We start from the raw sequence: 18,709 nt of genomic DNA, 5'->3' as shown, positions 1-18,709 counted from the left end.
CGGCGTCCTCGTCGATCGCCGCGCTGTCGTCCACCGCCTCGGGGGCGGTGTCGATGATCTGGATGTCGAGACTGTCGCTGGTGGTCACGCCGGCCACGTCGCTGACGCTGACGTCGAAGCTGTCCACCACGCTGCTGTCGCCCGCGCCGTGATCGGCGGCGGCGCCGTCCTCGGTGTACGCGTAGCTGATTTCGCCCGTGGCGGCGTCGTAGCCGGTCACGGTGAGGGTGCCGTTGGCGGCGGCGATCACCACCGGGGTGGTGCTGGCGTTGGTGATGTCCTGGCCGCCCACGGTGACCGTGGCGATGCCGGCCTCGGCACTCACGCTCATGGTACCGGTGACGGTGTCGCCGGTGCCTTCGACCACGCTGTTGTCGGCGCCGGTGGCGTCGCCGTCGGCGTCGTCGATGTCGATCACCGGCGGGCCGTCGGTCTGGCCGTTGATGGTGAGGGTCAGGGTGGCGGTGCTGGTGTCGCCGTCGGCGTCGGTCAGGGTGTAGTCGAAGGTCTCGGTGAGGGTCTCGCCGTCGTCGAGTGCCTGGACTTCCGCCAGGCTGTTGTCGAGGGTGTAGCTCCAGGTGCCGTCGCCGTTGTCGGTGAAGCTGCCGTACTGGGCGGCGGTGCCGTCGAACGCCACGCTGGCCAGGGCGTCGGCGCCCTGAGTGTCGTTGCTCAGCACGCTGCCGGTCAGCGGCGCGGCGGCGTCCTCGTCGATCGCCGCGCCGTCGTCCACCGCCTCGGGGACGGCATCGAAGAAGGTAATGGTCAGGGACCCCGTGGCCTCGGTGCCATTGCCATCGATCACCGTGAAGGTCAGCTCGGTGCTGGCATCGTCGGTACCCTCGGCGTGCAGGACATTGTCGAGCAGCGTCAGGGTGTACTCGCCGGTGGTCGGGTTCACCTGGGCCATGAACAGGTCACCGCGCGGACCGGTGGCGGTCAGGGTGTTGCTGCCGGCATCCCAGTCGTAGGTGACGGTCTCGGTGCCCACGACACCGCTGGCACCGTCCATGCCGGCGAAGCCGATGCTGCCCACCCCGTCGTCACCGAAGTCGAAGCCCAGCGTGCCGCTAGACACCGAGCCCCCCTCTTGCAGCAGCTGGGCATCGAAGAGCTCGGTCCCGGACGCCCCCGCTTCCGGGATGGCGTCGACAATTTCCGGCTCCTCGCTCGGCGGTGCTGGTTCAGGCTCTTGCTCTTGTGCTTCCACTTCGGCCAGCAAGCCCGGCGCCCCGCCCTCAGGCGGCCCATCGAGCTGCCCGACGCTGAAGTCGAAGGCCAGCGGGTCGGTGTCTTCCGCGATACGGGCCAGGCGCACGAAGCTATGGCCATCGCCACCGCCGCCCCCCGGGCCGGCGCCGGCCGCCGTGGCGTCGAAGATATCGAGCAGGTCGCCCTCCTCGTCCTCGAGGGCGGCGAGCAGCGCCTCGAGATCCTCGTCCAGGGCGCTGGCATCCTCTGCGGCCACGGGCTGGTCGGCATCGAGATCCGGCGTCATGGCGATCTGCCGGCCACCCTCGATCAGGGTCGGGTCGAGATTGTCGCCGAAGTCGAGTTCGACCCGGGCATTGTCGGCGGTGACGAGGGTCTCGCCTTCCTGGAGGGTATCGCCGACGCGCAGTTCGCGCAGGTTGCCTTCGGCGTCACGGGCCCAGGCCTGGCCGGAGAGGGAAACGACGGTTGCGATGGTCATGGCATGACTCCCTGCGAGGTATTCGTCTTCGGATGCCGCATCAGGTGCCCATCATTCGCAAGGCGGAGGAACATGACCCTTGGGCGGCTTATACCTTCACATTAAGTAACAAAGCTTCGGTTGAGTATTGGACCGATGGACAGGTAGGAGAAAAACATGACCACCATCAAGAATGGCGGCCGAGAAGAGTGCTGTTGGCTTATCGGGGAATGCGGCGAAAGCGAGTGTGGTGTCCCGTCTGGTTGAAGACGGCATTCAACGCCCCGGATCGGAGACGCTCGCGTCCTGGTGCGAGAGCCGCAGGATCAGTTGCATGCGGTCACGGACGCCGAGCTTGCGGAACACCGCCCCGAGGTGGGCCTTGACGGTTCGCTCGGTGATGTCGAGCCGCCGGGCGACCGCCTTGTTGCTGTGCCCCTCGGCCACGGCCAGGGCCACCGCCCGCTCCCGCCCGGTGAGCAGTGCCAGGGTCTCCTCCTGCAGCCGTGACTCGCCTCCCAGCGCCTTGAAGGTGCCTCCCACCACCTGGGTGAGCAGTTCGGGCCAGACCCAGATTCCCTGGTTGGTGATCACCACCTCCACCTGACGCAACAGCTCCACTGGCGAGAGCGCATGGGCGTAGCCGCGTGCGCCGGCGTTCAGGGCCTGGAAGGCCTCGAGCGAGTTCGGCGCATAGCTCAACACGGCGAGGATGGCGCCCCGCCCACTGAAGCTCGACACCAGGGCCGACCACCCCTCGAGGTTGCTCATCACCCAGACCCGATCGTCGCGGCCGGCCCAGGCCCTCGCCTGCTGCGGGCTCACCAGGCGGGCCTGGGGAAACGCCTCGCGCCAGCGCGGGATCTCGTCGCGCCCCTGACAGACGAAGAGGTGTGCCATCATCGCTCTCCCATGGAGTCACTCCAGGCCCGCAGCACGGGCTTGAGCAGGTACTGCATCACGGTGCGCTTGCCGGTCATGATGTCGACCTGGGCGGTCATGCCGGGTATCACCGCCAGCTCGCTCGCAATGTTCTCGTTCGGCAGGGTCCGCACGCGCACCAGGTAGAAGGTGTTGTCGTTGTCGTCGGTGATGGTGTCGGCGCTGATGTGATCGAGCTCGGCCGACAGCCCGCCGTAGATCGCGAAGTCGTAGGCGGTGAGCTTGATGGTCGCCGGCTGCCCGGGGCGCAGGAAGGCGATGTCCTGGGGGGCGATGCGCGCCTCGACCAGCAGCTTGTCGTCACTGGGCACGATCTCCACCACCTCCTGACCGGCCTGGGCGACCCCGCCGATGGTGTTGATGGCCAGACGCTGCACCACGCCATCCACCGGCGAACGCACCTCGGCCAGCAGCACCCGGTCCTGCAGCCCGGTACTGGATTCGTCCAGGGCATTGAGGTCGCCCAGCGTCTGGGCCAGATCGTTCTGCCAATCGCTGCGCCGCTCGGTCCCGACCTCGCTCAACTGGGTACGCGCCTCCTCCACGGCGGCCTCGAGCCGCGATACCGCCGCCGCCGCCTGGTCGCGCTCGCCGGTGGCCCGCGAGACCTCCCGCCGCAGACGCAGCACCTCGACCTCGGATACCGCCCCGGACTGCAGCAACGGGCGCGTCAGGTTGAGCTCCTGGCCGGCCATGTTGGCCTCGCGCTGGGCGGTGTCGCGCTTGGCCCGGGCCTCGCGCAGCTCCTCCTCGCGCTGGCGGATGCGATCGGCGAGGATGCTCTCCTGCTCGCGCAGCTCCGCGCGGCGACTCTCGTAGACCTCGCGCTCCTGGGCGACGATCCCGGGCGCCTCGCTGCGCAGGGTCTCCGCGGGGTCGAAGGGGGTCTCGGTGATCAGCGCCCGCAACCGTTCGGCGCGTGCCTCCAGCGCCAGCGCCTGGGCGCGGTTCTCGCGGAAGCTGGAGACGAAGCGGGTCGGGTCGATGCGCATCAGCACCTGGCCGGCCTCGACCATCTGACCCTCGCGCACCAGGATCTCCTGTACCACGCCACCGTCGAAGGTCTGCACCCGTTGCAGCTGGCTGGAGGGAATCACCCGACCGCTCCCCCGGGTCACCTCGTCGATGGAGGCGAAATACGACCAGGTGATCAATGCCACTACCGCCAGCAGCACCACGTAGAGGAAGGCCCGGGCACGAAGCGGGTCCTGCTGCAGTCGCGCCCAGTCGGCGTCGCTGGCCCAGTCGCGGTTGAGGTGTGCCGCCGTGACGCGGCGAGCGAAGAGCCGGTCGATGAAGGGCCGGAACGGCTTGCCGCCCACCTCGGAGAAGCGCCCGATGGCCTCGAAGCCCTGCTGTTCGGCGGTCTTGCGCTTCGCCATCAGCCGGCCCTCCCGATCTGGCCCTTGCGCAGGGCCTCTACCACCTTGTCGCGGGGGCCGTCGGCGACCACCTTGCCGGCGTCGATGACGACGATGCGGTCGACCAGCGACAGCAGCGAGGTGCGGTGGGTAACGACGATCATGGTCTTGCCGTGGGCATACGCCTTGAGGCTGGCCTTGAAGGTCTCCTCGCTGGCGTGGTCCATGGAACTGGTCGGTTCGTCGAGCAGCAGGATCTGCGGGTCATGGACCAGGGCGCGGGCGATGGCCACCGCCTGCCGCTGGCCACCGGAGAGCGACTGGCCACGCTCGCCCACCTGCAGGTCGACCCCATGGGGGTGGGAGTTGACCAGGCTCTCCAGGCCGGCGAGCTCGATCGCCCGCAGCAGCGCCTCGTCGTCCACGCCGTCGCTGCCGCCCCCGGCCACCACGTTGTCACGCAGCGAACCGAAGAACAGGCTGACGTCCTGGGGCACATAGCCGATGTGGCGACGCAACTGGATGGGGTCGAACTGGCGAATGTCGACGCCGTCGACCAGCACCGCCCCGGCGCTGGGCGCGTAGAGTCCCAGGATGAGCTTGGTGAGCGTCGACTTGCCGCAGCCCACCCGGCCGAGCAGGGCGACCTTCTCGCCGGGCTCGATGGTGAGCGAGATATCGCGCAGGGCATCGCGTTCTTCATCGGGGTAGCGCAGGCTCGCCTTGTCGAAGCGGATCTCGCCACGCACCACCGGCCGACTGATGAACTGCTTGTCGTCGGGACGCTCCACCGGACGCTCCATCACCGCGTCGAGCGACTGCAGCGCCGTGGACGACTGGTGGTACTGGGCGAGCAGCGCCGCGGCCTGGCTGACCGGTGCCATGGCCCGCGACGAGAGCAGGTAGGCGGCGATCAGCCCACCCTGCGTCAGGTTGCCCTCGATGATCTGGTAGACCCCGATGAGGATCACGCCGACCGCCACGCTGTGCTGGGCCCAGAGCGCCACGCTGGAGACCGAGGAACTGACCAGGCGCAACTGGGCGGCGGTGCGCGACAGATAGGCGGAGGCCTTCTCCCAGATGCCCTGGATGCGGCTCTCGGCACGCAGCGCCTTGACCGTCTCCAGGTGCGAGATCGACTCGACCAGGGTGGCGTTGCGCTGGGCAGCCACTCGCCAGGTCGTCTCGGAGAGCTCGTGGAGCTTGCCCTGGGCCGCCAGGGCGTAGAGCAGCACGAAGACGATGCCCGCCAGCACCGGGAGCACCAACGGCGGGGCGATCAGCGCGATGATGCCGGCGAACAGGAGCACGAAGGGCAGATCGACCAGCGCCACCACCGTGGCCGAACCGATGAAGCCCCGGACCGACTCGAAGGACTGCAGCGTCGCCGCGAACGAACCGGTGGAGGCCGGCCGGGCCTCCATCCTCAGCCCCAGCACCCGCGCCATGATCGACGACGACAGCTTGACGTCGGCACGACTCGCCGCCAGGTCGACGAAGGCGTTGCGCATCAGGCGCAGCGCCAGGTCGAAGCAGAGCACCACGAAGATGCCGACGGCCAGGACCCAGAGTGTCTCGGTGGCGTGGTTGGGCACCACCCGGTCATAGACATTGAGCACGAACAGCGGCATCGCCACGGCGAAGAGGTTGATCGCCACCGAACCGGCGATGACGTCGCGGTAGAGCTTGCGGTTGTCGCGGATCACCCCCCAGAACCAGTGGCGCGCGCGCTGCTTGTCGACCTCGGGCCCACGGGCGTCGAAATGGAAGCGCGGACGCACATAGATCGCCTGGCCGCTGTAGCTCGACTGGAGGCCATCGAGGCCGACCTCGGTCTCGGCATCGCCCAGCTCGGGGAAGATCACCCGGGCACGGCGCGCCTTGAGGTCCAGCGCCACCAGCACGCAGGCGCGGCCCGGCTCCAGCAACAGCACGGCAGGAAGCAGTGCCGGATTGAGCTGCACCAGACGACTCTTGACGATCCGCGCGGTGAGCCCCGCCCGGGAGGCGGCCCGCGGGAAGACCGCCGGCGTGATCCGGCCCTCCTCGAGGGGCAGGCCGGCGGTGAACGACTCCGCCGTCGCCGCATGCCCGTGGATCAGGGCGATGGACTGGAGGCATTCGAGGAGCTCATCCCGAACGACGGGGCGCGAAGGACCCGAGGACGGGTCCAGGTTTTCTCTGAGCGTCACACCTACCTCTGATGTTACCCCGCCACACCGCGGGAGAGTGCGTCATTGCCGGCGGCGAGGCCAAGGGGCTGCTCCGCGACGGGGCGGAAACTCATGTCGAGGTTCTCGCCGACCCGCTCCAGGGTCACCTCGACCCGCCGATTCTGGCGACGGCCAGCGACGGTGTCGTTGCTCGCCACCGGCTGGCGGGAGCCGTAGCCACGGGTCTCGACCAGGTCGCGGCGCACCCCCTGGCTGACCAGGTAAGCGGCGACGCTGTCGGCACGCGCCTGTGAGAGCGGGTCGTTGATGGCATCGCTGCCGGTGCTGTCGGCATGGCCGGCGATGAAGACCCGCGCCAGGTCGGTGCGCCCACGGATCTGCGAGGCCAGCCCGGCCAGTTCGTCGCGGGCCTCGGCGGAGAGCTCGGCACTGTTGATGGCGAACAGGGCATCGGCGGACAGCGTGATGTCCGGCGCCCGGGTCGGTGCCGGCGCCGTGATGCCACCGGTGAAGTCGGAGAGGGTGAAACCGGACGGCCCCTGGGCCGGGCAGATCACATCGGGATTGATCTCGATGCCGTCGCTGCCCAGCTCGGCCAGGGTCGGCATGTCGTCGCGGCGCACCTCGAGCGCCTGCATCAGCTGGCCCATGGCGGCCAGGGTACGAGCGTCGGACAGGGCCACGTCGTACTGGGCATTGACGTAGGCACGACTGGCCTCGAAGTACTCGTTCTCGCTGTCCAGCACGTCGAGCAGGGTGCGCTGGCCGATGTCGAACTGCTGCTGGTAGGCGCCACGCACGCGGTCGATGGACTGGCGGTGCTGGTTGAGATACTGCATCTGCTCGCGCAGGCGCTGGGTGTCGTTATAGGCGATCTGGGTGGTCTGGCGCACATTGGTGCAAGCCACCTCCCGCTGATTGATCGCCTGCTCGACCCGATCGGTGGCGGCACGGAAGGAGGCCAGGTCGCTGCCACCGCGGTAGAGGTTCATGCTCGCCACCAGCTCGATGCTGTGCCGGTCGCGACGGCCATTGAGGCCGCTCTCGTTGTTGGTACCGGTACGGCCACGCAGGTCGAGGCGCGGATGGAAGCCGGACCTGGCTCCATCGCGCTCGGCCCGTGACGCCTCGATGTTCTCGATGGCGGCATGGAACTCCGGGTTACCGGCGAAGGCCAGGTCCACGGCCTCGGCCACCGAGGGCGGCAGGCGCTCGTCGAGGCCCGGCGCCGGGGCGAGGTTCTCCGCCGGCAGGTCACCGACGATGCGCTGATAGCGCGCCGTGACGTCATGCAGGTTGGAGGCCTCGGTCATCAGGTTGGACTCGGCCAGGGCCAGGCGGCCGTTGATCTGCTGCAGGTCGACGCCGCGACCGGCACCCGACAGCGCCCGCTCCTCGATCTGGTTGAAGACCCGCAGGTGATCGGCGTAGTTGTCCTGGGCAAGGCCCACCAGATCGCGATAGCGGCTGACGTCGAGATAGGCCCGGGTGGCCTCCAGGGCAACGTCCTCGCTCGCCCCCAGCAGTTCGTAGTAGCGCACCAGCTTGGCGCGGTCGAGACGCGCCACCTCGCTGCGCGTGGCGAAACCGTCGTAGAGCATCTGAGTCAGGGTCAGCTCGACGAAATCGGTGTCGTAGCTGCCACGCCCGTCACCCTCGAGGTCCTCGCGCCCGATCCCGCCGGCCACATCGACGCTCGGCAGGTAGTTGCCGCGCGCCACGTCGACGTCATGCCCGGAGGCCCGCAGGCCGTTCCAGGCGGCCTGGACCTCGGGATTGGTGGCGATGGCACGCTGCACCACCTGCTGGAGGTTGGCCGAACCGGGAGCGGCCAGGCCAGGCGGCAACGACTGGGCCACGGCGGCCGCGAGCGGCAACAGGGTGAGCGAAGTACCCACCACGACAGCCCGCGCCAGTCGGCGGGTACCCCGGACACGCGAAGAGTCGATTGTGAAATTCATTCGAGTTCCCTTTCATGGTTGGCAGGCGAGCAGCCAAGGACGCTGCCGGGCCCGTCAGGAGGTTGAGTCAATTTTTCTTGTTGTGACGGGACTCATCCGGCATTTCCGGACGGCGCTTCCCTTTCCCGCTTCCCTTCGGCTGGCGACGCCTCCCTCCGGGCCGGTATCAGGAAACTCGGCTGGAGCGAGGTGAGGGCCACAATACTTTTTCATGAACGTTAACCCTTTGTAAGTCATTGTAACCATGACTGGGCATTTGTCCAATCCCTAATCGATGCAAAAAGCGAAGAGATCAACGACTCTTGATGTAAGAGAAAGCTTACAAAGTATTCTTCACCGCCACTCTCCCTCTCTCCCGCCCCATGCCAAACGTGCTATCGTCACGCCATCACCGACACGGCAGCGTCACGACAAGGAGAACGCCATGTCCTCTTCGGAAATCCAGAAGACACGCGTCATCAACGAGCTGCGTGGCTTCATCAAGAAACTGCTGCAGGACCCCAGGATCCTCGAGCAGTCGCTGGAGATCGCCCGCCGCCAGCTGTCGGAAGGCAGCAAGAGCGAGGCGATGGCACGCATCGCCAACGAGATTTCGGACACCACCAGCGTGCATATCCCGGAGGATCCGGCCGAACACTCCGAGGCCGACCGGCTCTACCTGGAGGTCCTCAAGGAGGTGGTCGACGAGGAGCAGGCCCTCTATTGAGCCATCCTCCTCGCCCAGCGCTCGCCCCGTCGCCCAGTAACGCCCGGCAACTCGCCGGGCGTTCTGCATCGGGGAATCCGCCGGGGTAGCCCCGACCCTGCCGGTCGAGGCCGTGCACTGTCGCGGCGGCCCTGATATCATGTCAACAGACTGTTTTTGAATCGTTTTTTACGCATGCACTATCTGCTCAAGCTGTTTCCCGAGATCACCATCAAGTCGCGCTCCGTACGCCGGCACATGACGCGCTGCCTGGCCGGCAACGTGCGCATCATCCTGCGGCGGCTCGACGAAGGGATCAGCGTCAAGGACACCTGGGATGCCCTGCACGTCACCCTGCCGGAGGCACTGCCCGAAACGCTGACCCGGGAGATGGAAGAGCGCCTGACCCGGATCCCGGGCATCCACGAGGTGCTGGCCATCCGCGAGGTGCCCTTCTCCGACCTGACCGACATCGCCGACCGGGTGGTGCCGCTGTGGCAGCGCGCCATCGCGGGGCGCCGCTTTCGGGTCAGTGCCAAGCGCCGCGGCGACCATGACTTCAGTTCCGAGCACATCGAGCGCCTGGTCGGCCGCCGGCTGCTCGAGGCGAGCCCCGACGCGCGGGTCGACCTCACCCGCCCGGAGGTGGACGTGGCCGTGGAGGTCGTGCACCAGCGACTGCGGCTGATCCAGGCTCGCTGGCCCGGCCTGGGCGGGTACCCCCTCGGCCTCCAGGGCCAGGCCCTGACGCTGATCTCCGGCGGCTTCGACTCGCCGGTGGCGGCCTGGCGCATGATGCGTCGCGGCATCAAGACCCACTTCCTGTTCTTCAACCTGGGGGGGCCGGCCCACGAAGCCGGGGTGCGTGAGGTGACCCATCACCTGTGGCAGCGTTACGGCAGTTCCCATCGCGTCAACTTCCTCTCGGTACCCTTCGAGGGAGTGGTCGCCGAGATCCTGCGCAGCGTGCCCGATGGGCTCATGGGGGTGGTGCTCAAGCGCATGATGGTGCGCGCCGCCGGCCGCATCGCCCAGCGCGAGCGGATCCCGGCGCTGGTCACCGGCGACGCCATCGCCCAGGTCTCGAGCCAGACCCTGACCAACCTGGCGCTGATCGACGAAGCGAGCGAGCTGCCGATCCTGCGTCCGCTGCTCACCGAGGACAAACAGGACATCATCGCCCAGGCGCGCCGCCTCGACACCGCCCGCTTCGCCGAGACGATGCCCGAGTACTGCGGGGTGATCTCCCGCCGGCCCCATACCAGCGCCCGCGCCCGCGATGTCGAGCAGGCCGAGGCCGGTTTCGACTTCGCGGTGCTCGAGGCCGCCATCGGGGCGGCCGAGACGACCCGCTCCGACCGCCTGCTGGAGCACCGGCATACCCCCGGCGAGGTGCCGATGGTGGACTCGCCACAGGCCCTCGCGCAATTCGGCGACGCCAGCGTGATCGACATCCGCGCCCCGGAGGAACGCGAGGCATCCCCCCTGCGGCTGCCCGATGTACCGCGCCTCGAGATCCCCTTCTATGAACTCCAGGACCGCGCCCCGGGCCTGCCCGACGATCGCTGCTACCTGCTCTATTGCGACCAGGGGGTGATGAGCCGGATGCAGGCCCTGCACCTGCACGACCAGGGGCTGACGCACTTCGGCGTCTACCGCGCGACCTGAGGCACTCGAACAGCGTTTTTTTTTGCTGTCGCGCGCTACACTTTCCCCGTCCCCGAGCTACGCTACAAAAAGGAACAATTTGTTATCGCAGGTTGCGAGGGTGGCGTATGGGTGCTCACGGGTCGTCGTCTTCTTCCTCCGTATCACCGCCAGGGAAAGGCGTAGCGCATTCGCTCATCATCCAGGAACCGCCGCTGGAGCCGGCTCACGTACCCGAGAAGCCGCGGCACCGCCTGCGCAACTGGGGGCTGATACTGCTCGCCCTGCTCGCCGTCACCCTGGCCACCCTGCTGGTCGCCGAGGCACGTACCTCGCACTTCCAGTCCCAGGAGCTGTCGCGCTATGCCGGCACGCTGGGCTACACCCTCTCACCCGGGCAGAGCGATCGCATCCTGTTCCCCCGCCACGGGCCCTTCGACCAGCGCCTGGGCTATGCCCAGTTGCCACAGATCGAAGAACGCCTGCTCGGGCGAGGCTACGACATCGAACGCCAGGCACGCTTCTCGCCGGCGCTGCTGGAATACACCCGTCGCGGCTTCTTCCCGCCCTACCCGGAGAAGACCCGGGCCGGCCTGACCCTGGAAGAGTGCCGTGGCGAGACGCTCTACGAATTCCGCCATCCCCAGCGTCACTATCCGCACTTCGATGCCGTCCCCCCGCTGATGCTGCAGGTGCTGCTGTACATCGAGAACCGCCAACTGCTCGATGAGAGCGCCCCCTACGCCAACCCGGCGGTGGACTGGCCACGCTTCACCAAGGCGGCCATGTCCCAGGTGGGTCGTGCGCTGGACATGCCCGGCCAGGCCGCCGGCGGGAGCACCCTGGCGACCCAGGTCGAGAAGTACCGGCACTCCCCGCGCGGGCTGACCGGGTCGCCGATGGAGAAGGTGCGCCAGATGGTCTCGGCCAGCGTGCGCGGCTACCAGCAGGGCCCACAGACACTGGCCGCGCGTCAGGACGTGGCGCTGGACTACCTCAACTCGGTACCGCTGTCGGCGGCCCCCGGTTACGGCGAGGTACACGGGATCGGCGACGGGCTATGGGTCTGGTTCGGTGCCGAGTTCGACGAGCTGAACCGGCTGCTGGTACCCGACTTCAACTCGTCCGCCACCCTCGAGGCCCAGGGCCTGGCGCTGCGCCAGGTGGTCGCCCTGATGATCGCCCAGCGCCGCCCCTCCTGGTACCTCACCACTGGCCGTCAGGCGCTGGAGCAACTCACCGACAGCTACCTGCGCCTGCTCGCCGACGAGGCGCTGGTCGGCCCCGACCTGCGCGATGCCGCCCTCGGTCAGCGCCTGCCCTTCCGCGATTTCGCGCGTGATCCGGTGCGCCTGCAGGTCGAGCCGGACAAGGGCCTGCAGATGGCCCGTGGCCGCCTCGGTGGCCTGGTCGGCCTGCCGTTCTACGACCTGGACCGACTCGACATGAGGGCGCGCACCACGCTCCACGGCGACCTGCAGCGCCAGGTCACCGACTACCTGTACCGACTCGCCGACCCTGACTTCGCCAGCGAGATCGGGCTGTTCGGCGATCGCCTGTTGTCGCCGGAGAAGACTCGCGAGGTTCGCTACAGCTTCACCCTCCTTGAGCGGGGCGATGACGGCTTCCGCGTGCGTGTGCAGACCGACAACACCGGCCAGCCCTTCGACATCAACGAGGGCAGCAAGCTGGAGCTCGGTTCCACCGCCAAGCTGCGGGTACTGGCGACCTACCTGGAAGTGATCGCCGAGCTGCACCAGCACCATGCCGGCAAGTCCGTGGAGACGCTGCGTCAAGTGGGGGTGGATCGTCAGGACGTGCTCAGCCGCTGGGTGCTCGACACCTTGATCGCCCGCCCCGACATCGGACTCGACGAGATCCTCGCGGCCGCCATGGAGCGGCGCTACTCGGCCAGCCCCCATGAGGCCTTCTTCACCGGCGGCGGGCGTCATACCTTCAGCAACTTCCGCCGCGAGGACAACGGCCGCAACCCCACCCTCTCGGAGGCCATGCGCGAATCGCTCAACCTGCCCTTCGTGCGCGTGCTGCGCGATCTGGTGCGCTACAGCACCCATCGCAACGAGCATCGCAGCCAACTGCTCGCGGACGACGGCGACCCGCGCCGGCTGGAGTACCTGCAGCGCTTTGCCGACCGTGAGGGGCGTGTCTTCATGCAGCGGTTCTGGCGCAAGTACCGTGACATGGGCAGCGACGAACGCCTCGATGCCTTTCTCGGCGGGTTGCGCATCACGGCCTCGCGCCTGGCCGCGGTGCATCGCTATCTCTTCCCGGAGGCCGACCGCGACGCCTTCGCCGCCTTCCTCGCCGAGTGGTTGCCCGGTGAAACGCTCAGCGATCGTCGCATCGACGAACTCTATGACGTCCATGCCCCCGGCAACCATTCGCTGTCGGACCAGGGCTACATCGCCAAGGTGCACCCCTTGGAACTGTGGCTACTCGGCTACCTGCTGGACGATCCCGAGGCCACCTTCTTCGAGGCCGCCGCCGCCAGCCAGCAGGAACGCCAGGACGTCTATGGCTGGCTGTTCAAGACCCGCCACCGTAGCGCCCGCGATATACGCATCCGCACCATGCTCGAGGTCGAGGCCTTCCTCGACATTCACCAGCGCTGGCAGCGCCTGGGCTACCCCTTCGAGCACCTGGTGCCGTCGCTGGCCACCGCGGTGGGCACCTCGGGCGATCGCCCGGCGGCCCTGGCCGAGTTGATCGGGATCATCCTCAACGACGGCGTACGCCTGCCGACCCTGCGCATCGACGACCTGCACTTCGCCGACGCCACCCCCTACGAGACCCGCTTCGTGCCGGCCGAGGGCCGTGCGCGACAGGTCATGGCCCCGGAAGTGGCCGCGGTACTGCGCGAGACGCTCGCCCAGGTGGTGGATGGCGGTACCGCTCGTCGCCTGCAGGGCAGCTTCGCCCAGGACGACGGCACCGCCCTGCCCATGGGCGGCAAGACCGGTACCGGCAACAACCGCATCGAGACGGTGACCCGCGGCGGGCATGTCATCGACTCCCGGGCGCGCAATCGCACCGCCACCTTCGTCTTCTACCTCGGCGATGACCACTTCGGCACCCTCACCGCCTACGTGGCGGGCGGCGAGTCGGACAACTTCCGCTTCACCTCGGCCCTGCCAGTCCAGGTACTCAAGGGCATGGAGCCGATCCTGGCGCCGCACCTCGCCCCCGGCACCCGCAACCAGTGCCGGCCACCGGCGACAAGGGAGATGCTGATGGCCCGGCGCTCGATGTGATCTCTCCTCGTCCGAGCGGCGGCGAGCACACACGGCAAAACGGGAAGGGAGGGGCAACCCCTTCCTTCCCGTTCATGGCAGTATCGGGATGAACGTCGGCTCAGCAGATCTCCTCCCAGAGCCGTTGCCGGAAGTCCTTGGGAAGATCGGCCACCTTGCCGAGCCGTGAGAGATGGGCATCGGTCATGTCCTTGGCGACCTCGTGATAGCAGCTGCTCAGCAGCGTGGGATCGCGCAGCGTTTCGGGGTCGGAGAAGCACTTCGACATCTTCTCGCCCGAGACGGCGCAGGCGGCCAGGAACTCGGCCTCGACCTGGATCGTCTCGAGAACCGACTCCATCCAGGCCTGTTGCATCCTGACCAGCGGATGCGAGGCATCCATCCAGTGATGCACCCACCAGTCGAACATCGGCTGCGAGGCAATGGCGACGCTCTCGGGCAGGACGGCAAAGGTATCGTAGTTCGCTGCGGGAATCTCGTGAACCGTGGGCACTTGTTCAGCTTTGGCGGTTGACATGTTAAGGCCCCTCAGAACGGAGTGTTGGTGCGCAACGGAGTGTTGGTGCGCCATTGAGTGTAGTGGCCACGGTCCAAGTCGGTCAGACAATTTTGGCACGACGTTAGCTTGTCTTGCTTTAGGCCGAACTCCTGTCGTCCCGGTCAGGATGGGGATGACACGTGCCACGACACAGGGTGAAACAACTACTCTAGTGGGGGTGGAGCGACACCACACCTGACCGTCGTGCGATTGTCATGCGCCGCAGGCACAGTGACCGCCTCCACCCGACGCCAACAAGGAAGATAGCGAGACACGACATGAACAACAAATTCACCATCGCCCTGGGGTGCCTCACCGCCCTGACCGTCACTCCTGCCGCCTACGCCGGCGACACCGATCCTACCGGCTACGACGATGCCCTGATCGACGCCGCCAGCCACGTCACCCTGGGCCCTCGCCCACTGTTCCTGGTCCACGACATGAGCGAGGAGACCGACCGCGAACGCGAGCTCAAGTCCGACCTGTTGAGCTGTGCCTCAGGCAACCGCAACGGCCAGCGTTCCGAGCTGACCATCGCCCACCGCGGCGCTCCACTGATGTTCCCCGAGCACACCCTGGAAGCCTACCTGGCCGGCGCCCAGGGCGGCGCCGGCATCATCGAGTGCGACGTCACCTTCACCGCCGACAACGAGCTGGTCTGCCGGCACTCGCAGTGCGACCTGCACACCACCACCAACATCGTCGAGACCGACCTGGCGCAGAAGTGTAGCGTGCCGCCGGAGTTCGACCCGGACAGCGGCGAGCTCGTCAACGCCGCGGACATCCAGTGCTGCACCAGCGACATCACCCTGGCCGAGTTCCGCACGCTGGAAGGCAAGATGGAAGGCGCCGACCTCGAGGCACGCAGCATCGAGGCGTATCTCGCCGGCACCCCCGGGTGGCGCACCGGCCTCTACGACACCCGCGGTACCCTGATGAGCCACGCCGACACCATCGACCTGTTCAAGGCCCTGGGCGTGAAGATGACCCCGGAACTCAAGGAGCCCAGCGTGGAGATGCCCTTCAACGGCATGTCCCAGCAGGACTACGCCCAGAAGATGATCGACGAGTACAAGGCCGCCGATGTGGCCGCAAGTGACGTCTACGCCCAGTCGTTCCTGCTCGACGACGTGCTCTACTGGATCGAGAACGAACCCGAGTTCGGCGAGCAGGCCGTCTACCTGGATGGCCGCTACGATGACGAGGGCTTCGATCACACCGACCCCGCCACCTGGTCACCGAGCATGCAGGAACTGGCCGATCAGGGCGTGAAGATTCTCGCCCCGCCGATGTGGATGCTGCTCGCCGCCAACCCCGAGTTCGGCGACGGCGACAGCCGCGTGGTGCCCTCGACCTATGCCGAGCACGCCAGGGAGGCCGGGCTCGAGCTGATCACCTGGACCCTCGAGCGCTCCGGCCCGCTGGCCGAGGGCGGCCAGTGGTACCACAGCACCACCGAGGAGGTGATTCGCCGCGAGGGCGACAAGCTGATCTCGCTAGACGTGCTCGTCCAGGACGTCGGCGTGATCGGTGTCTTCAGCGACTGGCCGGCCACCGTGGCGTTCTACGACAATTGCATGCAGCAGCGCTGACCGAGGGAGCGATCAAGGCGGCGACCGATGGCGAACTCCCTGCCACCGGTCGCCGTGACGCCACGCCTCAGGGAATCTCCCGCCGATAGAGCGAGTAGCCCGAGACCCGCCAGCGCTCGCCGGTCTGCGCGTCGTAGTAACCGCCCTGAGCGCTGCGGCCTTCATCCTCGATCTTCCAACTGCCCCCACCGTCGTAGCTCACCGCGGTGACGTCACTACCCAGCAGGCTGGAGTCGTCGACGCCGTCGAACAGCAAGCCCTCTTCCGGGGTGAGATAGAGCGCGTAGCCGACCAGTTGCGGCGCGAACTCATGCAGCTCCTGCAGCGTCTCGCCGTTCCAGCCCCATACCGAGCTGGGACGCGGCTGGTCGCGCTCCTCGGGAGCGGTCAGATGGCGCGGGCGCCCTTCCCGGGCCAGCACATACACTATGCCGTGCTCGTTGGCGGCGATGTCGCTGACGGTATGCTGCGGCAGGGTGAGTTCCTGGCGCGGCGTATCCTCGCCCCAGGGCAGCGCATAGACCGGGCTGGTGCCATTATCCGGCCGGAAGAACGCCATGCGTAAGGTGCCGTCAAGCCCCAGCGCCACCAGGTCGAACTGCTGGCGCTCATTCTCCGGGTTACGCGCCCCGTCCGGCACCGGGAGTTCCTCCCAGTGCTCACCGCCGTCCTCGGTGCGCCAGATCCGCGGCCCCCAGCCGATCAAGTAGCCGCGCTCGGCATCGAGGAAGCGCAGAAAGCTAATGTTCTGGTCTTCGGGCCAGCGGAGTTTTTCCCACTCCCGACCTTGATCGGTGGACCGGAATAGCTGGGTGAGTTGCGGTGTGTAGCTCTGCCCAGCGGCGGGCTCATCGTGATAGTCCATCCAGCCAGTGGCGAGGTAGATCGTCTGCCAATCTGGTGATACCCACCAATCGGCCCGCTGGGCCGGCTCCTCGAAGCGCCGGGTAACCTCGCCCTCCAGATCACCGCCCAGGATACGCACCGAGCGGCGGTTGGCAATTTCGGATACATCATTCATCCATTCTTCTGTAAATTCGGCTCGCGAATTTGGTTCTGCGAGCTCTTCGGGTGTTCTTTCCCGAAAGATCAACTCAGGATTGGTAAGCTTCATGGAAAGCAATTGCTCGTCGCGAATACGGAAGTCCCCCGGCCCATAGGGCGTGTCTTCCTTCATAAAGTCGTTGCTGACTCTGTCCCACATTCCATTGCCTCCCACGACATATCCCACGACCGCTATGGCCGCCACCAACCCTGCTAACCAACGCCAGCGCATCCCGCTTGCCTCCTATCTCAGGTGCCTTGTCAAAGCCTGCAAGGCACGCTCGACCGCATCAGCCCCCTGACTTGCCGCACCACTCACTGCTTCTGCCGCAGTTCGCGCCGTATCACTGACGGCTTCACCAACGCGCACGGCCTTTTCCCAGCCGACTTCCATACCACTGTCGATGGCCTGGCGCCAGGTTTCGCGGTCCAGCCACTCCTCGACATTAGGTTGGCCTCCGATTCTCATCAGGTCGGGAATGGAAAGATCCGCCAGGCCGGCATCCAGATAGGCCGGCACATGGGTATTGAAGGCAAAGGTCTTGAAGGTCGCGTTATCGATCTCTAGCTCTTGCTCTGTCACCGTCATCTCGACGCTGCGATTGGGATAGCGCCGGCATACCACATGGATTTCATCGCCTTTCATATTATCTTTCAAACCAAGCTCGATATTTACTTGAAGCAATCGGCGAGCTTGATCCAGCCATGCTTTCCCTTGTAATTCCAATCGCGGCCTTAGTCGCTCTCCATAGGTCGAGCAGTAGTAGTAGCCATAGCTGACGTAATATTCGGGTGGCTGGTGGCCGCAGCCAATATGGCGCATCATGAAGTTGGCGTGCCGCGACCAGTCATCGTCCGTGCTCTCCGGCTCGATGAGCCGATCTCGCTTGTTCAGAAGACGCCGAATCACTATGGCATCATCGAAAGGGTTCCATTGGGTCGCCCAGGCCTTGAGTGCTTCCCAGGTCGCCACCCCGCTCTTCTCGACATACTCGCCATGCAGCGGCCGATAATAGTATTCACACCGACCCAGCAGGCTTTCGGCGGCAGGCGGCACCTGCTTGTCGCAGATATGCAGATGGGCCTCTGCCCGCTGTGTATCGCTCGTCGGTGTATAGGCGGCATCCGTCTCGCCCAGCACACGTTCCATCGACGACATGTCTCATCCCTCCAGAATATCGATATGAAGCCGCCCCGGCCTTTGGCTTTGCGCCATCTCGGTTTCGCCAAGTTCGTTGGTTCGCCCTTCCTGGACGATGTTGCCTTGGGAGTCTGTCATTCGATAGCGCATGTTGGCTGCGGGGATATTGGTGCCCGCCCAGGTGATCACGAACGCTTGATCGTAATTGCCCATTTCAAGCCCTTCCACACCAGCAGGCAGCAAGGGCTCCAGTGCCCCCTGCCCACTCCCCGAGCCCGGGCTGCCGCCGGAGTTGATCTTGACCTGGACGCCGACGATGGTGATGCCGCTGGGGTCGAGCTTGATGAAGCTGCCGCCGGCCTGGAGGGTGATCTCGGCACCGGCGTCGATGACGGTCTTGCTGCCGGCCTTGTGGTGCACTTCCTGGCCGGCCTCGATGAGCTGGGCGCGGCCGGTCTTCTCGTGGCGGGTGGCGCCGACGATCAGGTGGTCGTCGCCGTCGACCTGGGTGTGGCGCTGGCCGTGCACGGTCAAGTGGTCGTCGCTGTGGATCTCGCTCACGCGATCGTGATGCACGGTGAGGTGGCTGTCGTTGCCGATCTCCTCGGTGCGGTCGTTGTTGGTCAGCAGCTCCAGGTCCTTCTGGGCGTGCAGCCAGATCTGCTCGCGCTCGGCCTGGT

The 18,709-nt window shown here is 66.7% G+C and carries 13 protein-coding genes; 4 read left to right on the top strand and 9 right to left on the bottom strand.

Features of this window, described 5'->3' with window-relative positions; translation table 11 throughout:
* The 5 genes from QLQ85_RS06325 to QLQ85_RS06305 all read right to left on the bottom strand — a co-directional run.
* Positions 1-1,693 (bottom strand): retention module-containing protein (locus QLQ85_RS06325; RefSeq protein ID WP_282738207.1); only part of this gene is annotated, 1,693 nt, incomplete at its 3' end.
* Positions 1,694-1,948: 255 nt separating this feature from the next.
* On the bottom strand, positions 1,949-2,572 hold the full coding sequence (locus QLQ85_RS06320) for a response regulator transcription factor (protein WP_282738206.1): 624 nt from the start codon (positions 2,570-2,572) through the stop codon (positions 1,949-1,951).
* A complete protein-coding gene (locus tag QLQ85_RS06315; protein ID WP_282738205.1) occupies positions 2,572-3,996 on the bottom strand; it encodes an HlyD family type I secretion periplasmic adaptor subunit in 1,425 nt (474 codons plus the stop codon). Before QLQ85_RS06315 ends, QLQ85_RS06320 begins: the two co-directional genes overlap by 1 nt.
* Positions 3,996-6,167 (bottom strand): type I secretion system permease/ATPase, encoded by a 2,172-nt coding sequence (locus QLQ85_RS06310; protein ID WP_282738204.1) that lies wholly within the window; start codon positions 6,165-6,167, stop codon positions 3,996-3,998. Before QLQ85_RS06310 ends, QLQ85_RS06315 begins: the two co-directional genes overlap by 1 nt.
* Positions 6,168-6,181: 14 nt before the next feature.
* Positions 6,182-8,110 carry a TolC family outer membrane protein gene (locus tag QLQ85_RS06305; RefSeq protein ID WP_282738203.1) on the bottom strand — a complete coding sequence of 643 codons (1,929 nt, stop codon included), beginning with the start codon at positions 8,108-8,110 and terminating at the stop codon, positions 6,182-6,184.
* Between the two features lie 424 nt (positions 8,111-8,534).
* Between QLQ85_RS06305 and QLQ85_RS06300 the strand changes: the two genes are divergently transcribed.
* From QLQ85_RS06300 to QLQ85_RS06290, 3 genes are all read left to right on the top strand, one after another.
* The gene (locus QLQ85_RS06300; protein ID WP_282738202.1) at positions 8,535-8,816 is read left to right on the top strand and encodes a hypothetical protein; all 282 of its coding nucleotides are present in this window, start codon (positions 8,535-8,537) and stop codon (positions 8,814-8,816) included.
* A gap of 174 nt (positions 8,817-8,990) precedes the next feature.
* Positions 8,991-10,463 carry a tRNA uracil 4-sulfurtransferase ThiI gene (thiI, locus tag QLQ85_RS06295; RefSeq protein ID WP_282738201.1) on the top strand — a complete coding sequence of 491 codons (1,473 nt, stop codon included), beginning with the start codon at positions 8,991-8,993 and terminating at the stop codon, positions 10,461-10,463.
* Between the two features lie 107 nt (positions 10,464-10,570).
* Entirely contained in the window at positions 10,571-13,714 is a 3,144-nt protein-coding gene (locus QLQ85_RS06290; protein WP_282738200.1) for a transglycosylase domain-containing protein, read from the top strand.
* A 100-nt stretch (positions 13,715-13,814) separates the two neighbouring features.
* Here QLQ85_RS06290 and QLQ85_RS06285 read toward each other — a convergent pair whose 3' ends face one another.
* Positions 13,815-14,231, bottom strand: a complete 417-nt coding sequence (locus QLQ85_RS06285; protein ID WP_282738199.1) for a hypothetical protein — start codon at positions 14,229-14,231, stop codon at positions 13,815-13,817.
* A 299-nt stretch (positions 14,232-14,530) separates the two neighbouring features.
* Here QLQ85_RS06285 and QLQ85_RS06280 point away from each other — a divergent pair, with 299 nt between their 5' ends.
* Positions 14,531-15,844 carry a glycerophosphodiester phosphodiesterase family protein gene (locus tag QLQ85_RS06280; RefSeq protein WP_282738198.1) on the top strand — a complete coding sequence of 438 codons (1,314 nt, stop codon included), beginning with the start codon at positions 14,531-14,533 and terminating at the stop codon, positions 15,842-15,844.
* 67 nt (positions 15,845-15,911) lie between these two features.
* On the opposite strand, the gene QLQ85_RS06275 is transcribed toward QLQ85_RS06280, so the two are convergent.
* The 3 genes from QLQ85_RS06275 to QLQ85_RS06265 form a co-directional block, all read right to left on the bottom strand.
* Entirely contained in the window at positions 15,912-17,048 is a 1,137-nt protein-coding gene (locus QLQ85_RS06275) for a WD40/YVTN/BNR-like repeat-containing protein (protein ID WP_282738197.1), read from the bottom strand.
* Positions 17,049-17,132: 84 nt separating this feature from the next.
* Positions 17,133-18,047, bottom strand: a complete 915-nt coding sequence (locus tag QLQ85_RS06270) for a hypothetical protein (protein ID WP_282738196.1) — start codon at positions 18,045-18,047, stop codon at positions 17,133-17,135.
* 3 nt (positions 18,048-18,050) lie between these two features.
* Positions 18,051-18,709: bacteriophage T4 gp5 trimerisation domain-containing protein (locus QLQ85_RS06265; protein ID WP_407650354.1), on the bottom strand; the 659-nt coding region annotated here is incomplete at its 5' end.

It is taken from the genome of Halomonas kalidii, from assembly GCF_030010475.1.
Lineage (GTDB): Bacteria > Pseudomonadota > Gammaproteobacteria > Pseudomonadales > Halomonadaceae > Halomonas > Halomonas heilongjiangensis.
This window is presented reverse-complemented; position numbering and strand designations above follow the sequence as displayed.